Here is a 17,084-nt window from a genome sequence, read left to right as displayed (position 1 = left end):
ACAGGGGACGACCCTATCCGGGCGGAGACATGCGCAGAGAGCTTCCCTGTCGCCGCCTGGCCTGCGACGATCCGGCCATGAAGAGTTTCGCGCTCAAAACGCTCATCAACGCGGCGGCGATCTGGGTCGCCGCATGGATCGTCGCGGGGATCACCCTGTCCGGCGACGACTGGCAGGACAAGACCCTCACGGTGATCGCGGTCGCGCTGGTCTTCGGGGTGGTCAACTTCCTGATCAAGCCGGTGGTGAAGCTGTTCTCGCTCCCGCTGTTCGTGGTGACGCTCGGGCTGATCACCTTCGTGATCAACGCCCTGATGCTCTGGCTGACCTCCTGGGCCTCGGACAAGCTGAGCCTGGACTTCCACGTCGACGACTTCTGGTCGGCGCTGTTCGGCGCGCTGATCATCAGCCTGGTGTCCTGGGGCCTCAACCTGGCCCTCGGGGACGACTGAACGGCCGCGCGCCGACGTCCTGCGCGCCCTCGCGACCGCTCCACGGCCCCTCGCCGGGTCGCCCGACGGGGCCCGCTGCCGGTACCGCCCGGTGGTGGGCCCCGTCCGCCGTCCTGGCCGGGGCGCCCCGCGCGGTGCGGCTACCCGCAGCCGGGTGCGGAGAGGATGCCGGCCAGCTGCGCGTCGAGCTCGCCGTCGGTGAGCTCCTGGCCCATGGGGACCAGCCGGTCGGTGCGGGCGAGGAAGGCGATCAGCGGCGGCACGGAGGCGCGCAGGGTGGCGTCGCCCTCGGGGGAGCGCAGCACGACGCACACCTCGGAGAGGTCCTCGCCGACCGGGTGGATGTGCACGTCCCCCTCGCCGGTCGGGTGGCTGATCCCGTCGACCAGCAGCTCCCGGGCGAACACCCAGGCCACCGGGGCGTCGCCGGGCAGGTGGAAGGTGAAGCGGACGGCGTACGGGTCGTCGGCCTGGTACTCCAGGTCGACCAGGATGCGGAAGGCGAGCTCGCTCGACGCCACGAGGTGCATGACCATGTGGCCTTGGACGGTGCTGTGCATGCGTCGTACCTCTCTTCGTGCAGCTGAGCCTGTGGATTTGTCCCTGATCACCCGTTCAAACCTCATCGTCCACTTTTGGTGAGGTTCGGGACAAGGTGTGGTTTTTCAAATGGTGAAACGGCACCTCCGGTTCAGTGGACGAGTGCGTGGGACATCGTGCCGACCAGGGAGCGAAGCCCGGCCGCGGCGGCGGGGAGCCGGCCGGCCTGCTCGATCGGGAGCGAGAGCGCCATGGTGGCGATCACCGAGCCGATGGTGATCGGGACGGCGGCGCAGACGGTGCCGAGCGCGTACTCCTGCCGCTCCACCACCGGGACGGTGGGGCGGACGGCGGCGAGCCGGCTGAGCACGGCGGGCACCCGGGCGACGGTGGAGGGGGTCAGCGCCTCGGGCGGGTGGCGGGAGAGGTGGTCGCGCCGTTCCTCCTCGCCGAGTTGGGAGAGCAGGCACATCCCGATGGCGTGGGCGTGCGCGGTGGCCCGGAAGTCGGCCCACTCCTCGACCGCGGGGGCGGCCTCGTCGGCGACCGCGTCGACCACCCGGATCTCGCCCTCCTCGTAGACGGCGAAGTACACGGCGGCCCCGAGCTCGGCGCGGAACCGCTCCATCCGCCGGCGCAGTTCGGCCCGCTGGGCCTGGCGGCAGTCGGCCCGGGAGATGCCCTCCACCGACTCCCCGTAGCGGAACCGGCCTTCCGTGCGGCACAGGTAGCCCTCGTGGGCCAGGGTCCGCAGCAGGTGGTACGTGGTGCCGAGGGGCAGTCCGGCGGCGCGGGCGAGCTGCTTGGCGGTGGCACCGCCCGGGTGGGATCCGACCGCCTCCAGCAGGCGCAGGGCGCGCTGCACGGAGGTGATCAGGGTGGGGGACCTCCCGGACCTGATCCCGCCGGGCGGCTCCTCGGTGGACGTCCTGGTCATCTGCTCCACGGCCAACCCAGCCCCCAGCCCGCGTCATGGCGCCCAACGGCATGCGGAGGGGTCGCCTCCGGGTGCCGGATCGTCGCTCATTGCAGCACAGGGCCGACCGGGCTGCAATCATTCTCCACCGCCGTTCGGGAGTTTCACCTTGGAACACAAGGCCACCAGGTGACCCGTTCGCGCTTCCGATCGCCACCGCAGCCTCCCGTCGAGGATTAGAAGATCCATTGGGTTCCGGCCCCGACCTGCGCCGGACACACCCGGGATCCGGGGATCAGCCGTTCAGCGGAACGCCGTCCTCCTGTTCGTCCGCCCGAACGGGTTTCGGCGCGCCCGCGCTGCGGGAGACTCCCGCACAACGCTCGCGCGCCTGTGGAGGTGGCAGCCCATGGCCGGCCCCGTCCGTCCTGTCGTCAAGCGCACGGCCAGGGCGATCCTGCTGGAGCTGGACCCTGACAACCCGCACGCGCCGGCCACGATCGTGCTGATCAAACGGACCCGCCCGGGCTCCCCGCACCCGTACTGGATCACCCCGGGCGGCGGGGTGGAGGCCGGGGACCGCACGGTGATGGAGGCCCTGCACCGGGAGGTGGACGAGGAGCTCGGCGGCAAGATCGAGGATGCCGTGCCCGCCTTCGTCGACACCGTCGCGCACGCGCACCACGAGGACGGAACCCTGGCCCATCCGCACGGGGTGAAGGTGCAGCACTTCTTCGTCTGCCGGCTGGCCTCGATGGACCCGGCCCGGCGCCACGGCCCCGAGGTGGACGAGCCGAACGGCGAGTACGAGATCGTCCGGCTGCCGTTCACCCGGGAGGGCGTCACCTCGGTGAACGTCGTCCCGCCGAGTCTGCGGGCCTACCTCGCCGCCAACATCGAGGGCGTCCGCGCCCTGCTCGCGCCCGACCTCGGCTGAGGCCCGGTCAGCCGGCCGCGAGGTCACCGGTGAGGTCGTGGTGGATCCGGTCCGTCGGGAGGCCGGCCCTCAGCAGCGCGGCGGCCGCCCGGCGGACCATCGCGGGCGGGCCGCTGAGGTAGGCGGCGCGGCCGTCCCAGCGGCGGTCCCACCGGCCGTGCCGGGCGGCCACCTCGGGCAGGTCGCCGATCTCCACGCCCGGGTCGGCGTCCAACTGCGCGGAGACCACCGGCCGGACCGAGAGCCAGGGGTGCCGGTCGGCCAGCCGGCGCAGCGAGTCCAGCGCGTACAGGCCGGACTGCTGGCGGGCGCCGTAGTACACCTCGACCGAGCGGCCGGCGGCGCCGTGCTCGGCCACCTCCTCCACGAGGGCGGCGATCGGGGCGATGCCGGTGCCGCCGCCGAGGCAGAGCAGGTCCTGCGGGTGGTCGTGGTCCACCACCATGCCGCCGGCGGCCGGGCCCAGCCGCAGCACGTCGCCCGGCGCCGCCCGGTGGACCAGCGCGTTGCTGACCCAGCCGGCCTGCACCGCCTTCACGTGGAAGGTCAGCAGACCGTCCGGCCGGGGGGCGGTGGCGAGCGAGAAGTGCCGCCAGACCCGGGGCCACCAGGGCGTCTCCACGGTGGCGTACTGGCCGGCCCGGTAGGGGTAGGCCTGGTCGGGCCGGAGGGTGAGCACGGCGACGTCCGGGGTGCGGGCCTCGGTGGAGACGATCTCCGCCTGCCACCAGGGCGGAGAGGTCAGGGCGGCCCGCTCGGCCGCCTCGATCATGATCCTGGACACCAGCCCGTACACCCGCCGCCAGGCGACCTCGGTCTCGGCGTCCCAGCGGGAGCCGCAGTACCGGGCCAGGGCGGCCACCAGGCACTCGCCGACCGGCCCGTAGTGGCCGGACAGGGTGCCGTACCTGCGGTGGCCGCAGCCCAACCCGGTGAGGTACTCGGTCAGTTCGGCGGGCCGGTCGGCGTTCCTGGCGGCCACCAGCAGGGCGCGGAACAGCCGGTCCCGCTGGACGTCCATGGCGGCGGGGAAGAGCGCCCGGACCTCGGGGTGGTGGACGAAGATCAGCGCGTAGAAGTGGGCGGTGGCCCGGTCCGCGACCGGCTCGACGGTGGCCAGGCTGGCCCGGATCAGCTCGATGTCCCGCAGGGTCGGCGCCTCGACCGGGGCCGGCGGTAGCGCGGCGGGGGCCGGCGGGGTGCGCGGGGACTCGGCCAGCGTCTCCAGTGCCCAGGCCCGGCTCCAGCGGTCGTTCGGTCCCGCCCAGTTGAGCCCCGGAGCATCGGGGAACCGGGGCTGGTACCCGAGGGCCGGCGCCCGGACCAGGCCGTCGGGGACGCCCTCGGAGCCGTCGGTGGGCGCGGGGATCCGCGGCGGTTCGGTGGGCCTCGCCGGGATCGCCCGGGCGGCCGGCAGCACGGGGCCGGCGCCCGGATCGGCGGCCTCCGCCGCGAACGGCTCGGACGGCTCCGACGGACCCGGCGCAGCGGCTGCGCCGGGATCCGGCCCGGCGGGCAGCGGGCCGAAGGGTTCCGGCACCACGGGCTCCGGCTCGGGTGTTCCCGACCCGGCGGCGGTCGCCGGGCCCTCCCCACCGGCCCCCGGGGCGGCCGGACCCGGCACGTCGGCCGCCCCCGCCGACCCGGAACCGGTGCGGATCTTCAGCGGTCTGCTTTTCAGCGCGATCTGACGAGTGCCCAAGAGAATCGTTCCGCTTCCGGTCGGACCAGTCTGCTGACGCGTTCAGCAGACTGGCACCGGCCGGAAAGCTCATCGGACGAATCCGAAGAAGCCCGGACACCCGCGCCCCGGGCGCGCTACGCTCGCTCGACCTGCGGCCTACAGCTGCCGCAGCAGCATCCCGGGGTGTTCCACACAGTCGGCGACGAACCGCAGGAAGCCTCCGGCCGTACCGCCGTCGCAGACCCGGTGGTCGAAGGTGAACGACAGCTGGGTCACCTCCCGGACCGCCAGCTGGCCCTCGTGGACCCACGGCTTGGGCGTGATCCGGCCGACCCCGAGCATCGCGGCCTCGGGGTGGTTGAGGATCGGCGTCGAGCCGTCCACCCCGAAGACCCCGTAGTTGTTCAGGGTGAACGTGCCGCCGGTCAGCTCGGCCGGGGTGAGCGATCCGGCCCGGGCCGACTCGGTCAGCCTGGCCAGCTCCTCGCCGAGCCGCTCGGTGCCCAGCAGGTGGGCGTCGCGGACCACCGGGACGACCAGGCCGCGCTCGCTCTGGGCGGCGAAGCCCAGGTGCACGACGCGGTGCCGGAGGATGCCGGAACCGTCGGGCGACACGCTGGAGTTGAGCTCCGGGAAGCGGGCCAGCGCGGTGGTGCAGATCCGGGCCAGCAGCGCCAGCACACTGATCTTCGGGCCCGGCGTGCTGTTCAACTGCCGGCGCAGGGCCATGAGTTCCGTGGCGTCGGCGTCCACCCAGCAGGTGGCGGCCGGGATCTCCTGGTGGCTGCGGGTGAGCTTCTCGGCGATCGTGCGGCGCAGCCCGCGCAGCGGGATCACCTCCGCCTCGGCCGTGCCCGCCGCGGCGGGGGCGGAGGGGACGGCGGCCGCCGGGGCGGCCAGCGCCTGCTCCACGTCGCGGCGCATGATCAGCCCGTCCGGGCCGGTGCCGCTGAGCCCGGCCAGGTCGATGCCGTGCTCCCGGGCCATCCGCCGGACCAGCGGCGAGATCACGGCGACCACGGCCGGCGCCGCCGCGGTGGCGACCGGCGTTGGGGCGACCGGCGTAGTAGCGACCGGGGCGGGGGCGACCGCCACGGCGACCGGGGCCGGCGCGACGACCGGAGCCGGAGCGGGCGCGACGACCGGGCCGCCGACCACCACCCGGCGCCGGCGGGCGCCCCTGCTCTCCGCCACGCCGTAGCCGACCAGCGGCCGCTCGACGGTACCGGTGGCGGCAGCGTCGCCGTCGTCGTCGCTGCCACCGGGGACCGCCACGGTCACCAGCGGGGCGCCGACCGGCACCTCCTCGCCGACCTCGCCGAACAGCGCGGTGACCACGCCGCCGTACGGGCAGGGGACCTCCACGACGGCCTTGGCGGTCTCCACCTCGACCACCGGCTGGTCGACGGCGATCACGTCGCCGACCTCGACCATCCATCGGACGACCTCGGCTCCGGTGAGGCCCTCGCCGAGGTCGGGCAGGGTGAACTCGCGGACGACAGGCATACGTCAGTCCTCCCACTGGAGCCGGGCGACGGCGTCCAGGATCCGGTCCACCCCGGGCAGGTGGTGGTGCTCAAGCATCGGCGGCGGGTACGGGATGTCGAACCCGGTCACCCGCAGCACCGGGGCGGCCAGGTGGTGGAAGCACTTCTCGGTGATCCGGGCGGCGATCTCCGCGCCGGCCCCGCCGAACCCGGACGCCTCGTGCACGACCACGGCCCGGCCGACCGAGCGGACGACCTCGCAGACCGTCTCCTCGTCGAAGGGCACCAGGCTGCGCAGGTCCAGCACCGCCAGGTCCCAGCCCTCCGCCTTGGCGGCCTCGGCGGCCTCCAGGCAGACCGGCAGCGAGGGGCCGTAGCTGATCAGCACGGCCGAGCGGCCGGTGCGCCGCAGTGCGGCCCGGCCGATCGGCTCCACGCCGGCGGCCGAGTCCCAGGTGTCCTTGCCCCAGTAGAGCCGCTTGGGCTCCAGGAAGACCACCGGGTCGTCGGAGGCGATGGAGGCCCGCAGCAGGCCGTACGCGTCGGCGACGGTGGCCGGGGTGACCACGTGCAGGCCGGGGGTGTGCGTGTAGTACGCCTCGGAGGCGTCGCTGTGGTGCTCGACGCCGCCGATGCCGCCGCCGTAGGGGATGCGGATGGTGATCGGCAGCGGGAGCTTGCCGGCGGTGCGGTTGCGCATCTTGGCGACGTGCGAGAACAGCTGCTCCAGCGCCGGGTAGGCGAAGGCGTCGAACTGCATCTCCACCACCGGGCGGAGGCCGTACATGGCCATGCCCACGGCGGTGCCGAGGATGCCGGCCTCGGCGAGCGGGGTGTCCAGGCAGCGGTCCGGGCCGAACTCGGCGGTGAGGCCGTCGGTGATCCGGAAGACCCCGCCCAGCTGACCGACGTCCTCGCCCATGACGTGGACGGTCGGGTCGGCCTTCATGGCGTCGCGCAGGGCGGCGTTGAGGGCCTGGGCCATGGTGGTGGTGCGGACGGAGGGGGCGGCGTCGAGCGCCGGGGCGGTGGTCATCGGTCGTGCACCTCGGCCTCGGCGGCCAGTTCGGCGGCCAGCTGGGCGGCCTGCTCGCGCAGCTGGGGGGTGGGCTCGGCGTAGACGTGGGCGAACAGCGACATCGGGTCGAGTTCGGCGTCGGCGTGGAACTCGGCGCGCATCCGCGCGGCGAGCGCCTCGGCCTCGTCGGCCGCCTGCTGGACCAGTTCGTCGTCGATCAGGCCGAGCGGGCGCAGGTGGCGCTCCATGAGCTGGATCGGGTCGTGCTCGCGCCAGGCGGCGACCTCGTCCTCGTCGCGGTAGCGGGTGGCGTCGTCGGCGTTGGTGTGCGCCTCGACGCGGTAGGTGAGGGCCTCGACCAGGGTCGGGCCGCCGCCGTTGCGGGCGCGCTCCACGGCCTCGGTGAGCACGGCGTGGACGGCGGGCGCGTCGTTGCCGTCCACCAGGCGTCCGGGGATGCCGTAGCCGACGGCCTTGTGGGCCAGGCTGGGCGCGGCGGACTGCTGGGTGAGCGGGACGGAGATCGCGTAGCCGTTGTTCTGGACCAGGAAGACCACCGGCGCGTTGAGCACCGCGGCGAAGTTCAGGGCCTCGTGGAAGTCGCCCTCGCTGGTGCCGCCGTCGCCGAGCATGGTCAGCGCCACCACGGGGTCGCCGGCCAGCCGGGCGGCGTGGGCCAGGCCGACCGCGTGCGGGGCCTGGGTGGCGAGCGGGGTGCAGAGCGGTGCGGTCCGGCTGGCGCGTGGGTCGTAGCCGGTGTGGGCGGAGCCGCGCAGCAGGGTGAGCGCCTCCAGCGGGTCCACGCCGCGGGCGACCACGGCGAGGGTGTCGCGGTAGCTGGGGAAGAGCCAGTCCTGCTCGCGCAGGGCCATGGCGGCCGCGACCTGGCAGGCCTCCTGGCCGGTCGAGGCGGGGTAGACCGCGAGTCGACCCTGCTTGGTCAGGGTGGTGGCCTGCTGGTTGTAGCGGCGGCCGACGACGAGGCGGCGGTAGAGCTCGCGGAGCAGCTCGGGGTCGGTCTTCTCCAGGGCGGAGGTGCCGAGGACGCGCAGGGGTGAGGCGTCCGGGAGCAGCGGAGCCGGGTCGGAGCGGTGGCCGGTCGCGCCGGGAAGCCACCCGGGTACGGCGGCCAGGTGTCTGTGGTCGAGAACGGTCATCTCGGGGGCACCTCCAGGAGTGGCGGGGGGCTCCCTACCGATTGTTCGGTCGTCTGTTCATCTTGGCCATATCCGTGACAAGGTGGTGGACAGTCGGCCGCAACGGCTGTCTTCTGGAGTCAGCACGTCCAATCAGGGAGGGTGGGGGGCCGTGTCGGCTGAACAGACGTCCAGACTCGACCGGGTCGACCGTTCGATCCTGCGGCTGCTGCAGCAGGACGGTCGCGCCTCGATCCGCTCGGTCGCCGAACGGGTGCACGTGTCCCGGGCGAACGCCTACGCCCGGATCTCCAGGATGGTCGAGGACGGGGTCATCCGCGGCTTCACCGCGCGGGTCGACCACGAACGGGCGGGGCAGGGCGCGTCGGCGTACATCACCCTGAAGATCGTGCAGAACTCCTGGCGGACGGTGCGGGAGCAGCTGCTGGCCCTGCCCGGGGTGGCGCACATCGCGCTGGTCGGCGGGGACTTCGACGTGCTGCTGCTGGTGCACACGGCCGACAACCGGGCCCTGAGGGAGCTGGTGCTCAACCGGATCCAGTCGATCCCCCAGGTGCTGGGCACCCAGACGATGCTGGTCTTCGAGGAGACGGACCAGGTGCCGCCGGACTGATCCCCGCAGGGGTCCGGGGGCGGCCCGCGTGGGGGCTACCGCGCCCGCAGGCCGTCGAAGGCGAGGTGGACCACCGCGTCGGCGACGCCGTCCGTGCCCTTGGCGCCGGGGCGGTACCACTCCACGATCGAGTTGATCATGCCGAAGAGCAGGCGGGTGGCCAGCCGCGGCTCCACGTCGGCCCGCAGCTCCCCCGCGGTGACCGCGGCCCGGAGCAGCTCTGCCACCCGGTGGTCGAAGTCGCGGCGGCGCTCCAGCGCCCACTGCTCGGTGGCGGTGTTGCCGCGCACCCGCAGCAGCAGGGTGACGTACGGGAGCTCGGAGAGCAGCACCTCGGCCGTCCGCCGCACCACGTGCTCCAGGCGGTCCACCGGCGGGCCGGTCTCCGCCTCCGCCTCGTCCAGGATGGCGAAGAGCGCGTCCAGCGCCCGGCCGACGGCGAGCCGCAGCAGTTCCTCCTTGCCGCGGACGTGGTGGTAGATCGAGGACTTGGAGATGCCGGCAGCACGCGAGAGGTCCTCCATGGAGGTCCCGTCGTAGCCGCGCTCGTTGAACACCCCGACGGTGACGGCGAGCAGCGAGTCGACGGTGTAGGCGGTGCGCGTGCTGTTGTCGGCCATGGGCACGAGTATCCCCGGCGGCCGCCGCCCGCCCTCCGGCGGGTCTACTCCCCTGAGGCGGTGCTCCGCTCGGCGGAGTCGTACCCGATGAAGTAGGTGGGCCGGCGCTGGACGGCGGTGTAGATCCGGCCGATGTACTCGCCGAGCAGGCCGACGCAGATCAGCTGGACGCCGCCGATGAAGAGCATCGCCACGAACAGCGAGGTCCAGCCGGGCACCACGTGGCCGGCCAGGTAGGCGGTGAGGCAGAAGACCAGCATGGCCAGGCAGGCGAAGAAGCTGACCACGCCGAGCCAGGTGGCGATCCGCAGCGGTGCGGCGGAGAAGCCGGTGACGCTGTCCAGGGCCAGCCGGATCATCTTGCTGAGCGGGTACTTGGTCTCGCCGGCCACCCGCTCCTCGCGGTGGTAGGACACCTGCCCGCTGGGGAAGCCCAGCCAGGGCACCAGCAGCCGGTAGACCTGCTGCTGGTCGGGCAGCGACTTGAGCGCCTCGACGGCCTCCCGGCTGAGCAGCCGGAAGTCGCCCGCCTGGGAGGGCATCTGCTTGCCCACCAGGCGGCGCATCATCCAGTAGTAGAGGCCGGCGGTGCGGCGCTTGAAGCCGGTGTCGGTGCTGCGGTCGTCGCGGACGCCGTAGACGATGTCGAGGCCGTCCCGGCGGGCGAGGTCCAGCATCTCCGGGATCTTCTCCGGCGGGTCCTGGAGGTCGGCGTCGATGCTGGCGACGTAGGCGCCCACGGCGCGGTGCAGTCCGGAGGCGAGGGCGGCCTGGTGCCCGGAGTTCCGGCGCAGCCGCAGTATTCGCAGCTCGGGCCAGGACTCCCGGAGGTCGGCGAGCAGGGCCGCGGTCTTGTCGGTGCTGCCGTCGTCGACGGCGACCACCTCGTAGCGCTCGCCCAGGCCGTCCAGTGCGGGGCGCAGCCGGGCCACCAGGGCCGGCAGCGCCTCCTCCTCGTTGTACATCGGGATGACGACGGACAGCTCGGTCCGGTCGTGGTGTACGGCGGCGGTCATGGGGATTCAGTCCTGGCTGTGCGCTCGGCGGGCGGCTGGCCCCCATAACGTAGACTCCGGCAGCACCGCTCGTACACCCGCGGATCGCCTCACGCACGCCGAGCGGCCGTCCGACCGCACGCAGGAGGGCCCGCCGCCATGCCGGTCCGCAGTCCAGTAGGCCGGCAGCTGCCGGTGTTCGCGGTGATCGGCGCCGTCTCCACGGTGGCGTACCTGCTGCTGTACCTGCTGCTGCGGCCGTTCGCCGGGGACCAGGGCGCGAACCTGGTGGCTCTGCTGACCACGGCGGTCGCCAACACCGCCGCCAACCGCCGGTTCACCTTCCGAGTGCGGGGCTCGCAGGACGCCGCCAAGCACCAGTTGCAGGGCCTGGTGGCCTTCCTGGCCGGGCTGGCGCTGAGCAGCGGGGCGCTGGCGCTGGTCTCCGCGACGGTGCCCGACCCGTCCCGGGCGGTGGAGGTCGCCGCCCTGGTCGCCGCCAACGTGGCGGCCACGCTGCTGAGGTTCACCCTGCTCAGGCTCTGGGTGTTCCGCCCGCGGACGAACGCGTAGGGGTCTGGACCAGCCGCTCACGGTCCGCCCGGAGGGGCGGCGCACCCGGTGCCATAAACTCGGCGGACGGTCGTCGACAGGGTGGGGTTCGATTTCCATGAACGAAGCACCGGCCATGCCCGAGCAGCGCCGGCGGGAGCCCGCTCCCACCCGCGCCGACTGGCGCGACCGGTCGCGGAGCCTGGCGTACCGTTTCGGTCCCGCCCTCTGGCTGTACGCGGTCCTGAAGCTGATCGGCTTCAGCGTGTTCATGCTGCTGCTGGAGGCGGCCGCCGAGTACCCCAGGCGGAACCCGCGGTTCGGCGGCGGGGCCCACGCCTGGGACGTCCTGGGGTCCTGGGACGGCTGGTGGTACACCCAGATCGCCGAGCTGGGCTACGACCCCAAGCTGGAGGTCATCGGCGCCGGGCCGTGGATGTACGAGCAGAACTCGGCCGCCTTCTTCCCGCTGTACCCGGGCCTGATGCGGCTGGTCTCGGAGGTCACCGGCCTCGGCTCGTACGGCGCCGGGATGCTGGTCTCGATCCTCTCCTCCTTCGTGGCCGCGGCCGGGATCTTCGCGGTGGTGGACCGGCTGGCCGGCCGCCGGGCCGGTGTGATCGCGGCGGGCGTCTGGGCGGTCTTCCCGGGCTCGGGCGTGGAGTGGGCGCTGTACTCGGACTCGCTGTTCGTCGCGCTGGCCGCCTGGGCGAGCTACTTCGTGCTGGACCGCAACTGGGCCGCGGCCGGCTTCACCACCTTCGTGGCCGGTCTCAACCGGCCCACCTCCGCGGCGCTGATCGCCGGTCTGGGCGTGGCCGCCCTGGTGGCCCTCGTCCGGCGCCGGGACGGGGTGCTCGGCCCGGTCGGGGCCGTCCTGATCGCCCCGCTCGGCCTGGCCGGCTACATCGCCTGGGTCTGCTGGCGGATGGGTGACTGGAGCGGCTACTTCAAGCTGCAGCGCGGCGCCTGGCTGCACTACTTCGACTACGGTGCGCACACCCTGAACGTGCTGAGCACCAACCTGCTCGGCAAGGGCAGCTACGTCTTCACGTACCCGACCGAGGACCTGATCGGGATGCTGCTGGTGTTCAGCCTGCCGATCCTGATCTTCCTGCTGATCCGGCTGCGGCCTCCGGTGTTCCTGGTGGTCTACACGCTGATCACCGTCGTGCTGGTGCTCGGCAGCGCGCAGATATTCGGCAACGTGTCGCGGTACCTGCTGCCCTGCTTCCCGCTGTTCCTGCCGATCGCGGTGGCCCTCAAGCGGCTGTCGCTGCCCTCGCTGGCCACCGTGCTCGGGGTGCTGGCCGCCGCCTCCGGCTGGTACGCCGGGTATGTCATCTTCGAGCTCGGCATCCCGTAGACCGCGGGGACCCCCGGGAGGATCCGGTGGGCCGGGCACTCACCCGGTCCCGGTCCGGCCCGGCCTCTTGCCCCGACCGATCGTTCGGTTACTCTGAGGTGTGTCACGCCCGCCCCTGCTGAGGAGCGCACCATGGTTGCTGCGACCCCCGACCCGTCGGTCGCCGAAATGATCGAACGCCACCAGGACACCCTCGACCGTGCGCTCGCCGCGATCGAGAGCCGTGACTACTGGTCGCCGTACCCCGAGTTCCCCAAGGCTTACGGGGAGTCCGGCCCGGCCGACGGCAAGGCCGCGTTCGACGCCCTGCTCGGCAAGGTCTTCGCGATCGAGGGCCAGCCGACCAACGGCGACCTGGTGGCGGGCGAGGCCTCGCCGTACGGGATCGAGCTCGGCGTCAGCTACCCCCACGCGGAGGCGGACGACCTGGTCGCCGCCATGGAGCAGGCCCGCCCGGCCTGGGCCCAGGCCACCCCGGCCGCCCGCGCGGCGGTCTGCCTGGAGATCCTGGCCCGGATCAACGCCCGCTCGCACGAGTTCGCGCAGGCGGTCATGCACACCACCGGCCAGGCGTACGGCATGGCCTTCCAGGCCGGCGGCCCGCACGCCCAGGACCGCGGCCTCGAGGCCGTCGCCTATGCGTACGCCGAGCAGGTCCGGCTGCCCCGCCAGGCCACCTGGACCAAGCCGCAGGGCAAGCGCGAGCCGCTGAGCATGGTCAAGGAGTTCACCGTGGTGCCGCGCGGCCTCGCGCTGCTGATCGGCTGCAACACCTTCCCCACCTGGAACGGCTACCCCGGCCTGTTCGCCTCCCTCGCCACCGGCAACCCGGTGCTGGTCAAGCCGCACCCGCGGGCCGTCCTGCCGCTGGCGCTGACCGTCCGGATCGCCCGCGAGGTGCTCGCCGAGGCCGGCTTCGACCCCAACCTGGTCTGCCTGGCCGCCGAGCACGAGGGCGGCGCGATCGCCCAGGTGCTGGCCGTCCGTCCCGAGGTCAAGCTGATCGACTACACCGGCTCGACCTCCTTCGGCGACTGGCTGGAGGAGCACGCCCGCCAGGCGCAGGTCTACACCGAGAAGGCCGGCGTCAACACGGTGGTGATCGACTCCACCGACAACTACAAGGGCATGCTGTCCAACCTGGCCTTCGCGCTCTCGCTGTACAGCGGCCAGATGTGCACCACCCCGCAGAACCTGCTGATCCCGCGGGGCGGCATCCGCACCGACGAGGGCACCAAGTCCTACGACGAGGTGGTAGCCGACCTCGCCGCCGCGATCGACGGCCTGCTCGGGGACGACGCCCGGGCCGCCGCCATCCTGGGCGCCGTGGTCAACCCCGGAGTGCTCCAGCGCACGGTCGCCGCGGCGGCCGGCGAGTACGGCGAGCTGGCGCTCACCCCGCGCGTGGTGGAGTCCGCCGAGTTCCCCGGCGCCACCATCCGCACCCCCGCCCTGGTCAAGGTGGACGCCGACAAGCCGGACGACCGCACCGCCTTCCTCGGCGAGTGCTTCGGCCCGGTCTCCTTCGCGGTGGCCGTGGACTCCAGCGAGGCCGCGGTCGAGCTGCTCCGCCGCACCGTGCGCGAGCAGGGCGCGATGACGGCCGGCGCCTACACCGTGGACGAGGGCGTGGAGGCCGCGCTGGTCGAGGCCGCGCTGGACTCCGGCGTCTCGCTGTCGCTCAACCTGACCGGCGGCGTGTACGTCAACCAGACCGCCGCCTTCTCCGACCTGCACGGCACCGGCGCCAACCCGGCGGCGAACGCGGCCTACTGCGACGGCGCGTTCGTGGCCGGCCGCTTCCGCACCGTCCAGGTGCGCCGCCACAGCTGACGCACCGGCTGACCGCACACGGGGCGCGGGGACCCGCGCGGAGACGGAAGGTGACGGCCTTCCGCTTCGCGCCGGTCCCCGCGCTTCAGCGTCCCCGCCTGGGGTTGAACACCCACACCCGCAGCAGCAGGAACCGCAGCACGGTCGCCACCGCGTTGGCCCCCACCAGCACCGCCAGCTCCACCCCGTGCCCTACCCCGGGCCGCACCGCGTGCAGCAGCCCGATCGCCCCGCTGCTCAGCACCAGCCCGATCAGGAAGGCGATCCCGCCCTCCACCTGATGCCGCAGCGCGTCCCGCCGGCCGGTGACCCCGAAGGTGAACCGCCGGTTCGCCGCCGTGTTGGCCACCGCCGTGGCCCCCAGGGCCAGCGCGTTGGCCGGCAGCGCGGGCATCAGCTGCCGCAGCCCGAGGAAGAGCAGCACGTACGCCAGGGTGCTCACGGTGCCGACCACCGCGAAGCTGGCCAGCTGCCAGCCCAGGCCCGGCGGGAGCCGCTCCGCGCGGGCCGTCCCGGCCCCGCCGGGACGGGTGAGCGAACGGCGGGCGATCCGGGCCATGCCCCTGAGGTCGTCCAGCGCGGTGCGCACGACGTCCACCCGGCTGTCGGGGTCGTCCACCCAGTCCACCGGGACCTCGTGGATCCGCAGCCCGGTGCGCTCGGCGAGCAGCAGCAGCTCGGTGTCGAAAAACCAGGCGTTGTCCTCCACCTCGTCCAGCAGCCGCTTGACCACCTCGGTCCGACCGGCCTTGAAGCCGCACTGGGCGTCCGAGAACCTGGCCGCCATGGTGGCCCGGAGCAGCAGGTTGTAGCCGCGGGAGATGAGTTCCCGCTTGGGTCCGCGGGTCACGGCCGAGCCGTGGTGCAGCCGGCTGCCGATGGCCAGGTCGCTGTGGCCGGAGAGGAGGGGCGCCACCAGCGGCAGGAAGGCCTCCAGGCCGGTGGAGAGGTCCACGTCCATGTAGGCGACCACATCGGCCTCGCTGGCGCCCCAGACCTGCCGCAGGGCCCGTCCGCGGCCCTTGAGGGCCAGGTGCACGGCGCGGACCCGGGGGAGCTCCTCGGAGAGCCGGGTGGCCACTTCCCAGGTGCCGTCCACCGAGGCGTTGTCCGCGATGGTGATCAGGTAGTCGTACGGGAAGGTCTCGTCGAGGTACGCCTGCAGCCTGCGGACGCAGGTCTCGACGGTGTGCTGCTCGTTGTAGACGGGCACGACCACTTCGACCAGCCGGGTCCGCACCCTGGTCTCGCGGGTGGGGAGGGGGCCGGGCAGGGTCGCGCCCCGCGTTGCGGGCTGTGTCATGGAAAAGGACGTTCACAGGCCCGGATGGGGCCGCGATGATGGGAGGCTGAGAGCGGGCTGAGATTCGGGCCGCTCCGGCCGGCGCGCCGATGCTGTTGCGACCAACGGGAGATGACCGATGTCCGAGAAGCCGACCGACTCCGATGTGGTGATCGTCGGAGCGGGTCCCACCGGGCTGCTGATGGCCGGCGACCTGGCCGTCGCCGGGGTCCGCGTGACGGTGCTGGAGAAGCGCGCGGCCGAGTCCAACCTGACCCGCGCCTTCGCCGTGCACGCCCGCACGCTGGAGCAGTTGGACGCCCGTGGGCTGGCCGACGACCTGATCGCCACCGGTGCCGCGCTGGGCTCGCTGCGGCTGTTCGGCCGGCTGCGGGTGGACCTGGGCGCGCTGCCGACCCGCTTCCCGTTCGTCCTGATCACCCCGCAGTCCAACACCGAGCGGCTGCTGCAGGAACGGGCCGCCAAGGCCGGCGCGGTGATCGTCCGGGGCGCCGAGGCGGTCGGGCTGCGGCAGGACGCCGAGGGGGTCACCCTGACCGTCCGCGAGGGCGACGCCACCACCGCCTACCGGGCCCGGTACGCGGTCGGCTGCGACGGCGTGCGCAGCGCGGTGCGGGACCTGCTGGGCATCCCGTTCCCGGGCGAGTCGGTGGTCAACTCGGTGGTGCTGGCCGACGTGCGGCTGGAGGAGGAGCCGGAGGAGGTGCTGACGGTCGGCGCGGGCGAGGCCGGCTTCGCCTTCCTGGCGCCGTTCGGCGACGGCTGGTACCGGGTGATCGCCTGGGACCGGGACCGGCAGCTGCCCGACGGCGCCCCGGTGGAGCTCTCCGAGATCGCGGACATCACCCGGGCCGTGTTCGACCGCGACTACGGGCTGCGGGACGCCCGGTGGATGTCCCGGTTCCACAGCGACGAGCGGCAGGTGCCGACCTACCGCTCGGGCCGGGTCTTCCTGGCCGGCGACGCCGCGCACTGCCACTCCCCGGCGGGCGGACAGGGCATGAACACCGGCCTGCAGGACGCCGCCAACCTCGGCTGGAAGCTGGCCGCGGCGGTGCAGGGACGGGCTCCTGACGCGCTGTTGGACACCTACCAGACGGAGCGTCACCCGGTCGGCCGGGCGGTGCTGCGCAGCTCCGGTGCGCTGGTGCGGGTGGCGCTGGCGCAGAACGGGCCGACCCGGGCGCTGCGTTCGGCGCTGACCAGCGTGGCCGACCACCTCGGGCCGGTGGCGCAGTTCGGCGCCAAGCAGATCTCCGGGATCGGGGTCTCGTACCCGGCCGAGAAGGGCTCGCACCCGCTGGCCGGCCGCCGGGTGCCCGACCTGCGGCTGGCGGTGGACCGCCCGGGCGGCCCGGCGCGGCTGTACGAGGCGCTGCGGGCGGGCCGGGCGGTGCTGGTGAGCAACGACGAGCTGTCGGTGGCCGAGCCGTGGGCGGACCGGGTGGTGACGGCGGCGCCGGCCGATCCGCACGGCAAGCTGCGGGACACCGTGCTGCTGGTCCGGCCGGACGGGTACGCCGCCTGGGCGGCCGTGGACCCCACCCGGGGCGAGCTCCGGGCGGCGCTCACCCACTGGCTGGGCACGCCGCAGTAGCCCGGGGGCGCCCG

16 protein-coding genes are annotated in these 17,084 nt (G+C 73.4%); 7 read left to right on the top strand and 9 right to left on the bottom strand.

Annotated elements, in window-relative coordinates; translation table 11 throughout:
* Positions 1–77 precede the first annotated feature (77 nt).
* Positions 78–452 carry a phage holin family protein gene (locus ABWK59_RS18120; protein WP_354641627.1) on the top strand — a complete coding sequence of 125 codons (375 nt, stop codon included), beginning with the start codon at positions 78–80 and terminating at the stop codon, positions 450–452.
* A gap of 140 nt (positions 453–592) precedes the next feature.
* Here the strand turns inward: ABWK59_RS18120 and ABWK59_RS18115 are convergent, their stop codons facing one another.
* Both ABWK59_RS18115 and ABWK59_RS18110 read right to left on the bottom strand, forming a co-directional pair.
* Positions 593–1,012, bottom strand: coding sequence for an SsgA family sporulation/cell division regulator (locus ABWK59_RS18115; protein ID WP_354641626.1), 420 nt, complete (start codon positions 1,010–1,012; stop codon positions 593–595).
* Positions 1,013–1,143: 131 nt separating this feature from the next.
* The gene (locus ABWK59_RS18110) at positions 1,144–1,929 is read right to left on the bottom strand and encodes an IclR family transcriptional regulator (protein WP_354641625.1); all 786 of its coding nucleotides are present in this window, start codon (positions 1,927–1,929) and stop codon (positions 1,144–1,146) included.
* Positions 1,930–2,317: 388 nt separating this feature from the next.
* Here ABWK59_RS18110 and ABWK59_RS18105 point away from each other — a divergent pair, with 388 nt between their 5' ends.
* On the top strand, positions 2,318–2,845 hold the full coding sequence (locus ABWK59_RS18105) for an NUDIX hydrolase (RefSeq protein ID WP_354641624.1): 528 nt from the start codon (positions 2,318–2,320) through the stop codon (positions 2,843–2,845).
* Between the two features lie 7 nt (positions 2,846–2,852).
* On the opposite strand, the gene ABWK59_RS18100 is transcribed toward ABWK59_RS18105, so the two are convergent.
* The 4 genes from ABWK59_RS18100 to pdhA form a co-directional block, all read right to left on the bottom strand.
* Complete coding sequence (locus ABWK59_RS18100; RefSeq protein WP_354641623.1) at positions 2,853–4,385, bottom strand: globin domain-containing protein; 1,533 nt, start codon at positions 4,383–4,385, stop codon at positions 2,853–2,855.
* A gap of 300 nt (positions 4,386–4,685) precedes the next feature.
* Entirely contained in the window at positions 4,686–6,035 is a 1,350-nt protein-coding gene (locus tag ABWK59_RS18095) for a dihydrolipoamide acetyltransferase family protein (protein ID WP_354641622.1), read from the bottom strand.
* 3 nt (positions 6,036–6,038) lie between these two features.
* Positions 6,039–7,052, bottom strand: coding sequence for an alpha-ketoacid dehydrogenase subunit beta (locus tag ABWK59_RS18090; RefSeq protein ID WP_354641621.1), 1,014 nt, complete (start codon positions 7,050–7,052; stop codon positions 6,039–6,041).
* On the bottom strand, positions 7,049–8,191 hold the full coding sequence (pdhA, locus tag ABWK59_RS18085) for a pyruvate dehydrogenase (acetyl-transferring) E1 component subunit alpha (protein WP_354641620.1): 1,143 nt from the start codon (positions 8,189–8,191) through the stop codon (positions 7,049–7,051). Before pdhA ends, ABWK59_RS18090 begins: the two co-directional genes overlap by 4 nt.
* 151 nt (positions 8,192–8,342) lie before the next feature.
* Between pdhA and ABWK59_RS18080 the strand changes: the two genes are divergently transcribed.
* Positions 8,343–8,804 (top strand): Lrp/AsnC family transcriptional regulator, encoded by a 462-nt coding sequence (locus ABWK59_RS18080; protein ID WP_354641619.1) that lies wholly within the window; start codon positions 8,343–8,345, stop codon positions 8,802–8,804.
* A 35-nt stretch (positions 8,805–8,839) separates the two neighbouring features.
* Here ABWK59_RS18080 and ABWK59_RS18075 read toward each other — a convergent pair whose 3' ends face one another.
* On the bottom strand, positions 8,840–9,424 hold the full coding sequence (locus tag ABWK59_RS18075) for a TetR/AcrR family transcriptional regulator (protein WP_354641618.1): 585 nt from the start codon (positions 9,422–9,424) through the stop codon (positions 8,840–8,842).
* A gap of 44 nt (positions 9,425–9,468) precedes the next feature.
* Entirely contained in the window at positions 9,469–10,440 is a 972-nt protein-coding gene (locus ABWK59_RS18070) for a glycosyltransferase family 2 protein (RefSeq protein WP_354641617.1), read from the bottom strand.
* Between the two features lie 138 nt (positions 10,441–10,578).
* Between ABWK59_RS18070 and ABWK59_RS18065 the strand changes: the two genes are divergently transcribed.
* The 3 genes from ABWK59_RS18065 to paaN all read left to right on the top strand — a co-directional run bounded on the left by ABWK59_RS18065 (position 10,579) and on the right by paaN (position 14,170).
* Positions 10,579–10,992 (top strand): GtrA family protein, encoded by a 414-nt coding sequence (locus ABWK59_RS18065; protein ID WP_354641616.1) that lies wholly within the window; start codon positions 10,579–10,581, stop codon positions 10,990–10,992.
* Between the two features lie 97 nt (positions 10,993–11,089).
* Complete coding sequence (locus ABWK59_RS18060; RefSeq protein WP_354641615.1) at positions 11,090–12,337, top strand: hypothetical protein; 1,248 nt, start codon at positions 11,090–11,092, stop codon at positions 12,335–12,337.
* Positions 12,338–12,469: 132 nt separating this feature from the next.
* The gene (gene paaN, locus ABWK59_RS18055; RefSeq protein ID WP_354641614.1) at positions 12,470–14,170 is read left to right on the top strand and encodes a phenylacetic acid degradation protein PaaN; all 1,701 of its coding nucleotides are present in this window, start codon (positions 12,470–12,472) and stop codon (positions 14,168–14,170) included.
* Positions 14,171–14,255: 85 nt separating this feature from the next.
* Here paaN and ABWK59_RS18050 read toward each other — a convergent pair whose 3' ends face one another.
* Positions 14,256–15,473 carry a bifunctional glycosyltransferase family 2/GtrA family protein gene (locus tag ABWK59_RS18050; protein ID WP_354641612.1) on the bottom strand — a complete coding sequence of 406 codons (1,218 nt, stop codon included), beginning with the start codon at positions 15,471–15,473 and terminating at the stop codon, positions 14,256–14,258.
* A 118-nt stretch (positions 15,474–15,591) separates the two neighbouring features.
* On the opposite strand from ABWK59_RS18050, the gene ABWK59_RS18045 reads away from it, so the two are divergent.
* Positions 15,592–17,070, top strand: a complete 1,479-nt coding sequence (locus ABWK59_RS18045; protein WP_354641611.1) for an FAD-dependent monooxygenase — start codon at positions 15,592–15,594, stop codon at positions 17,068–17,070.
* Positions 17,071–17,084 lie beyond the last annotated feature (14 nt).

This window comes from Kitasatospora sp. HUAS MG31 (genome assembly GCF_040571325.1).
GTDB classification, from domain to species: Bacteria; Actinomycetota; Actinomycetes; order Streptomycetales; family Streptomycetaceae; genus Kitasatospora; species Kitasatospora camelliae.
The sequence above is the reverse complement of the archived record's forward strand: the minus strand, read 5'-3'. Positions and strand labels throughout refer to the sequence as shown.

Excerpts from the sequence above, each read along its gene's own strand:
- ABWK59_RS18110 (WP_354641625.1), bottom strand. The coding sequence starts at position 1,929 with ATGACCAGGACGTCCACCGAGGAGCCGCCCGGCGGGATCAGGTCCGGG.
- ABWK59_RS18075 (WP_354641618.1), bottom strand. The coding sequence starts at position 9,424 with ATGGCCGACAACAGCACGCGCACCGCCTACACCGTCGACTCGCTGCTC.
- ABWK59_RS18050 (WP_354641612.1), bottom strand. The coding sequence starts at position 15,473 with ATGACACAGCCCGCAACGCGGGGCGCGACCCTGCCCGGCCCCCTCCCC.
- paaN (WP_354641614.1), top strand. The coding sequence starts at position 12,470 with ATGGTTGCTGCGACCCCCGACCCGTCGGTCGCCGAAATGATCGAACGC.
- ABWK59_RS18060 (WP_354641615.1), top strand. The coding sequence starts at position 11,090 with ATGAACGAAGCACCGGCCATGCCCGAGCAGCGCCGGCGGGAGCCCGCT.
- ABWK59_RS18045 (WP_354641611.1), top strand. The coding sequence starts at position 15,592 with ATGTCCGAGAAGCCGACCGACTCCGATGTGGTGATCGTCGGAGCGGGT.
- ABWK59_RS18065 (WP_354641616.1), top strand. The coding sequence starts at position 10,579 with ATGCCGGTCCGCAGTCCAGTAGGCCGGCAGCTGCCGGTGTTCGCGGTG.
- pdhA (WP_354641620.1), bottom strand. The coding sequence starts at position 8,191 with ATGACCGTTCTCGACCACAGACACCTGGCCGCCGTACCCGGGTGGCTT.
- ABWK59_RS18095 (WP_354641622.1), bottom strand. The coding sequence starts at position 6,035 with ATGCCTGTCGTCCGCGAGTTCACCCTGCCCGACCTCGGCGAGGGCCTC.
- ABWK59_RS18105 (WP_354641624.1), top strand. The coding sequence starts at position 2,318 with ATGGCCGGCCCCGTCCGTCCTGTCGTCAAGCGCACGGCCAGGGCGATC.
- ABWK59_RS18070 (WP_354641617.1), bottom strand. The coding sequence starts at position 10,440 with ATGACCGCCGCCGTACACCACGACCGGACCGAGCTGTCCGTCGTCATC.
- ABWK59_RS18090 (WP_354641621.1), bottom strand. The coding sequence starts at position 7,052 with ATGACCACCGCCCCGGCGCTCGACGCCGCCCCCTCCGTCCGCACCACC.
- ABWK59_RS18120 (WP_354641627.1), top strand. The coding sequence starts at position 78 with ATGAAGAGTTTCGCGCTCAAAACGCTCATCAACGCGGCGGCGATCTGG.
- ABWK59_RS18115 (WP_354641626.1), bottom strand. The coding sequence starts at position 1,012 with ATGCACAGCACCGTCCAAGGCCACATGGTCATGCACCTCGTGGCGTCG.